The sequence below is a fragment of the Actinomadura sp. CNU-125 genome (genome assembly GCF_001942465.1).
In the GTDB taxonomy this organism is placed as follows: Bacteria; Actinomycetota; Actinomycetes; order Streptosporangiales; family Streptosporangiaceae; genus Spirillospora.
On record NZ_MKJY01000217.1, the window covers coordinates 1 to 9,159 of the forward strand.

Below are 9,159 nucleotides of genomic sequence, written 5' to 3' on the forward strand. Positions count from 1 at the left end.
GCGAACGGTCGGCCTTTGACACCTCGCCGCCGAGCCCGCACGTTCCGCCTCCCGCGCGGCGGCCGATCGCCATGAGCCGCGTCGTCCCGTCCCCCGGCGTCCGGCGAGCCGTCGGCCTTTGGCACCTCGCCGCGCAGCCCGCACGTTCCGCCTCCCGCGCGGCGGCCGATCGCCATGAGCCGCGTCGTCCCGTCCCTCCGCTTCCGGTGGGCGGTCTGCGGGTGGGCGCGGCTTTCGCGTTCGGTGGGGGCCGGTTCCCTCGGCCTGCAAGGCCCCCTGCCACGCGGTCTCGTCCGCGTTCGGGGGTGTGCGTTCCGCGCTCACCGGCCGCCCCCGACCGGACGAACGTCGCGTGCGTCCGCGCCGTGTCCGGTTCGGCACCCGTGCGCGCTCACGGACGGGCCTCCGGAAGTGCGAGCAGCCCGCGAAGGTCGACGGCCCCGGTTCCGTTCGGCACACCCGGGAGCGCGAGCGCGCCGGGCAGCCGCGAGTCCGGTTCGGCACCGAGGACCGACCCGGCGCGCGCCGGTTCGGGGACGGGACGGTGCGGCACGTTCGCCGAACCGCGGACGTTCACTCCGCTCGACGGGGGTTCGGTGCAAGCCGCCGAGGTGTTCAACGAGGCGCTCGGGGACGTGTCGAGCCCGTTCCGGTACCGCGTGCCCTCGTAGCCGGCGGTGCAGTTCGGGGGGTCGAAGAACGTCGTGACCATGCCGAAGGTGAGCCGGCCGTCGTGCACGACCGACATGCCCGCGGCGACCGCGGCCGGCAGTTCCGACATGAGTTGTTCGAGGCCGTCCGTGCGGTATGCAATGAGTTCGGAGGTCGTGAGCAGGTTCGCGACGAGGACGCTCATCGAGGGGTCGAGGTCGCGGACGAGGGCGCGGAGTTCGGTGGCGGCGTCGGGGGCGGTGCCGACGAGGTCGCGGAACGCGGGGTCGGACTCGCGGAGTTGTTCGGCGAGGAGTCGCGCGTTCTCGCCGAACGATTTGAGGGACGCGGCTTCCTGGTTCTGGGTGCGCAGGACGGTCTCGGCGTCGTCGATCAGGGTGCGCGTCGGGGCGAGGTTCGCGTTCGCGGCGGAGGTGAAGGCGCGCGTCTCGTCGAGGAGGGCGCGCAGGTCGGGGCCCTGTCCGGCGAGCGCGATGCCGAGTTCGTCGACGACGGTGCGCAGCGCGTCCGTCGGGACCGATTCGGCGAGCGCGTTGACGCTGGTCAGCAGGTCCGTGACGGGCGGGGGCACGGTGGTGGCGGAGCGCGGGATGACGGCCCCGGCGGCCAGGTACGGGCCGGACGCGGTGGACGGGCGCAGGTCGATGTACTGCTCGCCGATCGCCGAGCGGTTCGCGACGACGGCCTCGGTGCGCTCGGGGATGCGCGGGGCGTCGTCGTCGATGCGGAGTTCGGCGACGACGCGTCGGGCGTCAGTTGCAGTTCGCCGACGCGGCCGACGGAGGAGCCGCGGTAGGTGACGTCGGCGTTCTCGGCGAGGCCCCCGGCTTCGGGGAGTTCGGCCTCGATGACGTAGTGGTCGGCGAGGCCGATGTATTTGCCCAGGTCGGCGTAGTTGAGGCCGACGTGGGCGACGGCGTAGAGGCCGACGACGAGGAAGACGAGGTTCTTGATCCGGGTGCCGAGGGTGAGCATCAGTCCCCCTGGACGGCGGGGAGCGGGGCGATGGGCGGGACGATCGTGGTGCCCGGCTTCGCGGTGACGGTGAGGTACACGTTCAGGTAGTCGCCCTTGATCGCGGGGAGGACGGCGTCGGTGAACGGGTAGGTGAGCAGGACTTCGAGGGCGTTCGGGAGGTCGGTGCCCGCGTCGGAGAGCTTGCGGAGGGTCGGTTCGAGGGCCTCCAGGTCGGCGATCAGGTCCTCTTTGCTCCGGTTCACGGTGGATACGGCGACCTTCGCCAGTTCGTCCAGGGACGTCAGCATCTGGACGAGCGCGCCGCGCTGCTCTTCGAGGACGCGCAGGCCCGGTTCGAGGTCGGTGAGGGCGACGTCGATCTGCTCGTCGCGGGCGCGCAGGGTGGCGGTGAGGCGGTTCAGCCCGTCGATGGCGTCGATGATCCCCTCGCGGTTGGCGTCGAGCGCGCCGACGAGCCGTTCGGCCCGGTGGAGCAGGGAGCGGATCTGGGGTTCGTTGCCGTCGAGGGCGCGGTTCAGCTCGGTGGTGATCGTGTTGATCTGCGCGATCCCGCCGCCGTTGAGGAGCATCGACAGGGCGCCGAACACCTCCTCGACCTCGGGGTTTCGGCCGGTGCGCGAGGCGGGGATCACCGCGCCGTCCGCGAGCCGCCCGCCGCCGGTGTCGCCCGGCGCGGAGAGTTCGACGAACTTCTCGCCGAGCAGGCTGGACTGCCGGACGTTCGCGTGCGCGTCCGACGGGAGCCGGACGTCGCCGTTGACCCGCATGGTCACGACGGCGGTCCACCCGTCGTCGGGCAGCGACACTTCGGTGACGCGGCCGACGGCGACGTCGTTGACCTTGACGGCGGACTGCGGGACGAGGTTGAGGACGTCGCCGAACCGGGCCCGGACCGTGTACGGGTGGTCGCCGAGGTCGGCGCCGCCGGGCAGCGGGAGGTCCTGGAGGCCGGTGAAGCCGCAGCCGGACGCGAGGGCGGTGGCGGCGAGCGCGGCGGCGAGCGCCCTGCGGGTCACGGTGCCTCCCCTCGGACGGGCCGCCCGGTGACGGGCAGCGGTGTCAGCTCGGTGAGGTTCTGCCGCCCCATCAGCGACTTCGTGGCCGGGTCGTAGGCGTTGAGGACGTTCACGACGTTGATCGACTGGACGTCGAGGGCTTCGGCGAGCGACGCGCGCTGCTTCACCAGCGTGCGGGTGATGTCGGCGAGTTCGTGCACGTTGTCGCGTATCTGTTCGCGGTTGTCGCGGATGAACGCTTCGACGTCGGCGAGGGCGCGGGTGAGCAGCCGGATCGCGGCGTCCAGTTCGTGCCGGTCGGCGGCGAGGAAGCCGCCGACGTCGGCGAGCTGCCGTTCGGCGAGCCGCACCTGCCCGTCGTTCTCGGCGAGCATGGAGGTGAACGTCTGCAGTGAGCGGATCGTCGCGAAGAGGTCCTTTTGGGAGCCTGAGAGGGTTTTCGCCGCCTGCGCCATCCGTTCGGTGGTGGTCCGGATGTCGCGGCCGTTGCCGTCGAGGTTCTCCGCACCGGTTTCGAGCGCCCGGGACAGCGCGCCGTCCGCGTTGGCGCCGTCCGGCCCGAGGTCGTCGGCGAGCTGTTCGACGGCGGCGTAGACCTGGTCGAGTTCCATCGGCGTCGCGGTGTTCCGCACGTCGATGACGCCGCCCGTCCGCATCGCCGGCCCGGTCGTGTACGCGGGGGTGAGCTGGACGTACCGGTCGGCGACGACGCTCGGCGCGACCGCGACGGCCTTCGCCCCGGACGGGACGCGCACGCCGTGGTCGACGGTCAGGACGGTCCGGACCCGCGGCCCCTCGGGCGTGACGGAGTCGACGGTGCCGACGCGGACGCCGAGGACGCGCACGTCCGAGCCCGCGGCGATCCCGACCGCGCTGCGGAAGTACACGGTGATGCGGGTGCCGTCGGGGCCCTGGGCGCGGACGAACGCGAGCGCGGCGGCCAGCAGCAGTGCGGCGCCGACGGCGACGAGCGCGGCCGGGCCGCGCAGCCTCCGGAGCATCAGCCACCGTCCTTCCGGGGCGGCATGCACCCCTCGTCGGGGGCTTCGCGGCCCTCCGGCAGGTACTCCGGCGGGACGAGCCCGCACAGGTAGCCGTCCATCCAGCGTCCGTTCCCGAGGGAGTTGCCCAGGAGGCGGCTGTACGGGCCTGCGGTTTTGAGCGCGCGGTCCAGGTTCGCTTGGTTCTCTTCGAGCAGGTCGGTGACGCGTCCGAGCGCGCGCAGGGTGGGGTCGAGTTGCTTTTGGTTGTCGTCCACGAGGCCGGAGATCTGCCGGGAGAGTTCCTGCGTGCCGACCAGGAGGTTGTGGATCGCTTCCCGGCGGCGGCGGATCTCGGCCAACAGCAGGTTGCCGTCATGCAGGAGCGCTTCGACGTTCCCGTTCTGGTCGGCCATCGTGCCGGTCACCTGACGGGTGTTGGCGAGGAGCCGCGACAGTTCGGCGTCGCGCGACGCGATCGTCTTCGACAGCGCGGACAGGCCGGAGAGCGCCTCGCGGACCTCGGGCGCGGTGTCCTCGAACGTCCCGGACAGGACGTCGAGGCTCCGCGCGAGCTGCGCGGTGTCGAGCCGTCCGACCGTCCCGGCGAGGTCCTCGAACGCCTCGGTGACGTCGTAGGGGGACGTCGTCCGGGCGAGCGGGATCCGCTCCCCCGGTTCCTGTGCGCGCGCGCCGAGCGGGTCTACCGCGAGGTACTTGTCGCCGAGGAGGGTCTTGATGGCGATCGCGATCGTGCTGGCGTCCCCGATCCACGTGTCGCGGACGCGGAACGCCACGGCGACCTTCGCGCCGTCCAGCCGGACGCCCGTCACCTCGCCGACCTTCACGCCCGCGACGCGCACCTCGTTGCCGGGCCGCAGCCCGGCGGCCTCGGCGAAGTCGGCGGTGTAGCGGGTGCCGCCGCCGACGACCGGCAGGTCCTTGGCGTTGTAGGCGAGCAGCGCCGCGACGGTCAGCAGGGTGACCGACACGACGGCGACCACGATCGGGTTCCGCTCCCGGACCGGCTTCGACCTGGGACGTCTCATGCGCCGCACCTCGCGTCCGTCAGCGGCACTCCGGACGGCGCCGGGTGCTCCTCGCCCGGGTACTGCTCGTACACGACGCCCGTGACGGCCGCCTCGCACATGTAGAGGTTCAGCCACGACCCGTAGGACGCGACCCGCCCGATCGCCTCCATCTTCACCGGCAGGGTCTCCAGGAACCGGCCGACGGTGTCCGACTCGTCCGCGATGTTCTCCGAGAGCCGTCCGAGCTGCTCGATGTCGCGCTTCAGCGGCGCGCGCCCGTCCCGCAGCAGCCCGGCGGTGGTGCCGGCGAGTTCGTCGAGCGCGCCGATCGCCTCGCCGATCGCCGTCCGGTCCGACGCGAGGCCGGAGACCAGCTCGCGCAGCGTCGAGACGAGCGAGCCGAGTTCGTCGTCGCGCGCGTTGACGGTGTCGAGGACGGCGTTGAGGTTGTCGATCACCTGCCCGATGACCTCGTCCTTCGCGGCGATCCCGCCGGTCAGCGACCCGATCGTGGACAGCAGCCCCTCGACCGTCCCGCCCTCGCCCTGCAGCACCTGGACGAGCGACCCGGCGAGCTTGTTGACGTCCGTCGGCGACAGCGCCTGGAACAGCGGCTGGAACCCGTTGAACAGCCGCGTCAGGTTCAGCGCGGGCGTCGTCCGCTCGACCGGGATCGTCGCGCCCGGCGCCAGCGCCCCGGCGGCGCCGGTGCCGCGGCCGAGCGCGACGTACCGCTGCCCGATCAGGTTCAGGTACTTGATCGTCGCGGTGGCGGTCGCGGGCAGCTCGCGGCCCCGCTCGACCGCGAACGTCACCTCCGCGGTCCGCCGGTCGACGACGTCGATGTCCTCCACCCGTCCGACCTCGACGCCCGCGATCCGCACGCCGTCGCCGTCGCGCAGCCCGGACGCGTCGGTGAACCGCGCCTTGTACGAGACGGTGTCGCGGGCGCCGAACCGTCCGATGGACAGCGCCAGCAGCCCCGTCGCGAGGACGGTCACGACGACGAACGCCAGCGACTTCGCGAGCGGCCGGGCGAGGCTCCTCCGCTTCACTTCAGCGTCACCTCCGCGCCCCGGTAGAGCGGCCCGAGGAGCACGCTGCTCCAGCCGGGCAGCGCCTCCGGGACCTCCTGGACGGACGGCGCCAGCAGCTCGTTCACCATCCGGTTCTCCTGCGGCGAGTTCGGCAGGCCGAGCGCGCCGGGCGCGACGGCGACGGGCGACGACGGCGTCCGGCGGGGCGGCCGCGAGGGCCCCGGCGCTCGCGCGCCCGCCGTCGTCCCGTACGGGACGGGGTAGCAGTGCGGCCCGTCGGCCTCGGTGTGGCGGGGGCGGTCGCGGCCCGGCACGTACTTCCCCTTGGACGGCACGGTCGTGACGTTCACGTGCAGCCCGGGACGATCGGTGCCCTCGCCGAGGACCTCGTCCATGACGGGCACGAAGTCGGTCAGCATCTCCAGCGTGCAGGGGAACGCGGGCGAGTACTCGCGCAGCAGCTCCAGCGTCGGGCGGCTCTCGGCCGTCAACCGGATGAAGTTCTCGCTGTTCTCGTGCAGGAAGTCCGAAAGGTTCCGCGACGCGTCGGTGAGGGACGCGTACAGCCGTCCGAGGTCCTCGCGCTGCGCGGCGATGCTGCGGCTGGTGTAGGAGAAGTCGTTGAGCGCCTGGAGGATGTCGGGTGCGGCCTGCTCGTAGTGGTGCGTGACCTGCACGAGCTCCCGGATGCCGCGGTTGAGCGCCGGGACGCTCGGGTTGATCTCCTTCAGGTACGCGTCGAGGTCGACGAGCGTCTCGCCGAGTTCGCCGCCGCGCCCGTCCAGGGCCTGCGAGACGGCGGTGAGCGTCGCCGCGAGCTTCGCGGGCTGCACGGCGGTGAGCAGCGGATACAGGTTGTCGAGGACGCGCTGCAGCTCGATCGCGTTCGCCGACCGGTCCTGGCTGATCACGCTGCCGCCGACGAGCCGCGCCGCGGCGGGCCGCGCGGGCGGGATCAGCGCCACGTACCGCGCACCGAACAGCGTCGTCGGGAGGAGCTGCGCGGACACGTTCGCGGGCAGCATCGGCACCCGCGCGGGGTCGATCGCGAGCCGCAGCGTCGCGACCCGTCCGTCCGAGTCGATCTCGCGGACCTCGCCGACGACGACGCCGCGCAGCTTCACGTCCGCGTGCGGCCGCATCTCGCTGCCCGCGCTCGCCGTCCGCAGCGTCACCCACGCCACGTCGGTGAACCGCTTGTCGTAGACGGCGATCGACAGCCAGATCAGCAGCGCCGGGACCAGCAGGAACGCCACGCCCGCGAGCCGCCTGCCGAGGACGGGCGGGGCCGCGCGGCGCCGCCGTCCGGACGTCCGCCGGGCGCTCATCCGGCGACCTTCACCGTCGTGGTCGTCCCCCACACCGCCAGGCTGAAGAAGAAGTCGCTGACGCTGATCAGGACGATCGAGGTGCGAACCGCGCGGCCGACGGCCCGGCCCACCCCGGCGGGACCGCCGACCGCACGGTAGCCGTAGTAGCAGTGCGAGAGGATCACCAGCACGCTGAACACCAGCACCTTGAAGAACGAGAGCACGACGTCGACCGGCGACAGGAACAGCCCGAAGTAGTGGTCGTAGGTCCCCGCGGACTGCCCGTTGACGTGCACCGTCACCGCCCTGGACGCCAGGTAGGCGCACAGCAGCCCGACCGCGTACAGCGGGACGATCGCGACCGCGCCCGCGACGATGCGGGTCGTCACCAGGTACGGCAGGCTCGGGATGCCCATGACCTCCAGCGCGTCGACCTCGTCGCCGATCCGCATCGCGCCGAGCTGCGCGGTGAACCCGGCCCCGACCGTCGCCGACAGCGCCAGCCCCGACACGACCGGCGCGATCTCCCGCGTGTTGATGTAGGCGGACGCGAACCCGGTGAACGCGGACGTCCCGATCTGCTGCAGCGCCGAGTAGCCCTGCATGCCGACGACGACGCCGGTGGCGAGGGTCATCGCGACCATCACGCCGATCGTGCCGCCGATCACGCCGAGGCCGCCGCTGCCGAACGCGACCTCCGACAGCAGCCGCTGCACCTCGCGCCGGTAGCGGCGGGTGGCGCGCGGCGCCCACAGGAGCGCCCGCACGTAGAACAGGCCCTGGTCGCCGGGGGCGTCCAGCCAGCCGAACCAGCGGGACGGGCCCGCGCGGAGCGTGCCGAGCACGGCCATCGCTCACCCTCCCTTCGGCGGGACGACCTGGAGGTAGATCCCGGTGATCACGAGGTTGAGCAGGAACAGCAGCAGGAACGTGATGACGACCGACTGGTTGACGACGTCCCCGACGCCCTTCGGCCCGCCCTTCGGGTTCAGCCCCCGGTACGACGCGACGACGCCGGCGACGAACCCGAACAGGATCGCCTTCGCCTCCCCCACGTAGATGTCGGGGAGCTGCGCGAGCGCCGAGAAGCTCGCGACGTACGCGCCGGGCGTCCCGCCCTGCATCAGCACGTTGAAGAAGTAGCCGCCCGCGACGCCGACGACCGAGACCAGGCCGTTCAGCAGGAACGCGACGGCGACGCAGGCCAGCACGCGCGGGACGACGAGGCGCTGCACCGGCGAGACGCCGAGCACCTCCATCGCGTCCAGTTCCTCGCGGATCGTGCGGGCGCCGATGTCGGCGCAGATCGTCGAGCCCGCCACCCCCGCCACCAGCAGCGCCACGATCATCGGGCTGGCCTGCTGGATCACCACCAGGACGCTCGCCGCGCCGGTGAACGACTGCGCGCCGAACTGCTGCGTGAGCGACCCGACCTGCAGGGACGTGACGGCCCCGAACGGGATCGACACCAGCGCCGTCGGCAGGATCGTCACGCTCGCGATGAACCAGAACTGCTCGACGAACTCGCGGAACTGGAACGGGCGGCGGAACGCCATGCCGAGCACGGTGGCGCCGAGCGCGAACATCCGTCCGGCCTCGCGCAGCGCGTTCAGCGGGTATTCGATGACGGGCACGGCCACGACTCCGGACCTCCTTTCACACTTTCCCTTTTTCCGGGTTCCGGCGGCTCAAGTTACTCGGCGGAGAATTGCGCGGACAAGGCGTCGAACTGCACGAAATTGCGGGTGCCCGCATTTCTAGCGGACGATGACATCTTCGGCTCGCACGGTCTCGTGCTTTTTCATCCGCGGCGGAGCATTTTTCGGGGGCCGCACCGGGCCGGGGCGTCCGTTGTCACGCACGTGACAAGGCGCGGCCCGCGATCCTGCGCGACATGACAAAGCCGACCCCCGCCGGGCGGCGCATAATGTCCGGATTGCACCCGCCGAGAGGAAACCTCCTGTGAACCGACGTCAACTCGCGGCCCTGCTGCTGGTGCCCGCGCTCAGCCTCACCGCGTGCGGCGGCGAGGACGACTCGGGCGGCGGCTCGTCCGCGCAGAACCCCGCGGCCGGCGCGCCGTCCGGCGGCGCCTCGGGCGGCGGGCAGCAGCCCGGCACCGAGGGCGGCGCGGG

9 protein-coding genes are annotated in these 9,159 nt (G+C 72.3%); all 9 read right to left on the reverse strand.

Annotation, left to right across the window (positions count from 1 at the left end; genetic code table 11):
• Window positions 1-391: 391 nt before the first annotated feature.
• The 9 genes from BJF79_RS23870 to BJF79_RS23905 are packed head-to-tail and all read right to left on the reverse strand — an operon-like array spanning window position 392 to window position 8,610.
• Window positions 392-1,243: a hypothetical protein gene (locus BJF79_RS23870; protein WP_075900600.1), complete on the reverse strand. Its 852-nt coding sequence runs from the start codon at window positions 1,241-1,243 to the stop codon at window positions 392-394.
• Window positions 1,216-1,647: an MlaD family protein gene (locus BJF79_RS61285; protein WP_262402485.1), complete on the reverse strand. Its 432-nt coding sequence runs from the start codon at window positions 1,645-1,647 to the stop codon at window positions 1,216-1,218. The genes BJF79_RS23870 and BJF79_RS61285 overlap by 28 nt, the downstream gene beginning before the upstream one ends.
• A complete protein-coding gene (locus BJF79_RS23875; protein WP_083733769.1) occupies window positions 1,647-2,666 on the reverse strand; it encodes an MCE family protein in 1,020 nt (339 codons plus the stop codon). Before BJF79_RS23875 ends, BJF79_RS61285 begins: the two co-directional genes overlap by 1 nt.
• On the reverse strand, window positions 2,663-3,667 hold the full coding sequence (locus BJF79_RS23880) for an MCE family protein (RefSeq protein WP_075900602.1): 1,005 nt from the start codon (window positions 3,665-3,667) through the stop codon (window positions 2,663-2,665). Before BJF79_RS23880 ends, BJF79_RS23875 begins: the two co-directional genes overlap by 4 nt.
• Window positions 3,667-4,695 carry an MCE family protein gene (locus tag BJF79_RS23885; protein ID WP_075900610.1) on the reverse strand — a complete coding sequence of 343 codons (1,029 nt, stop codon included), beginning with the start codon at window positions 4,693-4,695 and terminating at the stop codon, window positions 3,667-3,669. The genes BJF79_RS23880 and BJF79_RS23885 overlap by 1 nt, the downstream gene beginning before the upstream one ends.
• Entirely contained in the window at window positions 4,692-5,732 is a 1,041-nt protein-coding gene (locus tag BJF79_RS23890) for an MCE family protein (RefSeq protein ID WP_075900604.1), read from the reverse strand. Before BJF79_RS23890 ends, BJF79_RS23885 begins: the two co-directional genes overlap by 4 nt.
• The gene (locus BJF79_RS23895; RefSeq protein WP_075900606.1) at window positions 5,729-7,042 is read right to left on the reverse strand and encodes an MCE family protein; all 1,314 of its coding nucleotides are present in this window, start codon (window positions 7,040-7,042) and stop codon (window positions 5,729-5,731) included. Before BJF79_RS23895 ends, BJF79_RS23890 begins: the two co-directional genes overlap by 4 nt.
• Complete coding sequence (locus BJF79_RS23900; RefSeq protein WP_075900608.1) at window positions 7,039-7,875, reverse strand: MlaE family ABC transporter permease; 837 nt, start codon at window positions 7,873-7,875, stop codon at window positions 7,039-7,041. Before BJF79_RS23900 ends, BJF79_RS23895 begins: the two co-directional genes overlap by 4 nt.
• Before the next feature lie 3 nt (window positions 7,876-7,878).
• The gene (locus BJF79_RS23905; RefSeq protein ID WP_075900612.1) at window positions 7,879-8,610 is read right to left on the reverse strand and encodes an MlaE family ABC transporter permease; all 732 of its coding nucleotides are present in this window, start codon (window positions 8,608-8,610) and stop codon (window positions 7,879-7,881) included.
• Between the last annotated feature and the right edge of the window lie 549 nt (window positions 8,611-9,159).

Excerpts from the sequence above, each read along its gene's own strand:
- BJF79_RS23895 (WP_075900606.1), bottom strand. The coding sequence starts at position 7,042 with ATGAGCGCCCGGCGGACGTCCGGACGGCGGCGCCGCGCGGCCCCGCCC.
- BJF79_RS61285 (WP_262402485.1), bottom strand. The coding sequence starts at position 1,647 with ATGCTCACCCTCGGCACCCGGATCAAGAACCTCGTCTTCCTCGTCGTC.
- BJF79_RS23885 (WP_075900610.1), bottom strand. The coding sequence starts at position 4,695 with ATGAGACGTCCCAGGTCGAAGCCGGTCCGGGAGCGGAACCCGATCGTG.
- BJF79_RS23900 (WP_075900608.1), bottom strand. The coding sequence starts at position 7,875 with ATGGCCGTGCTCGGCACGCTCCGCGCGGGCCCGTCCCGCTGGTTCGGC.
- BJF79_RS23880 (WP_075900602.1), bottom strand. The coding sequence starts at position 3,667 with ATGCTCCGGAGGCTGCGCGGCCCGGCCGCGCTCGTCGCCGTCGGCGCC.
- BJF79_RS23905 (WP_075900612.1), bottom strand. The coding sequence starts at position 8,610 with ATGTTCGCGCTCGGCGCCACCGTGCTCGGCATGGCGTTCCGCCGCCCG.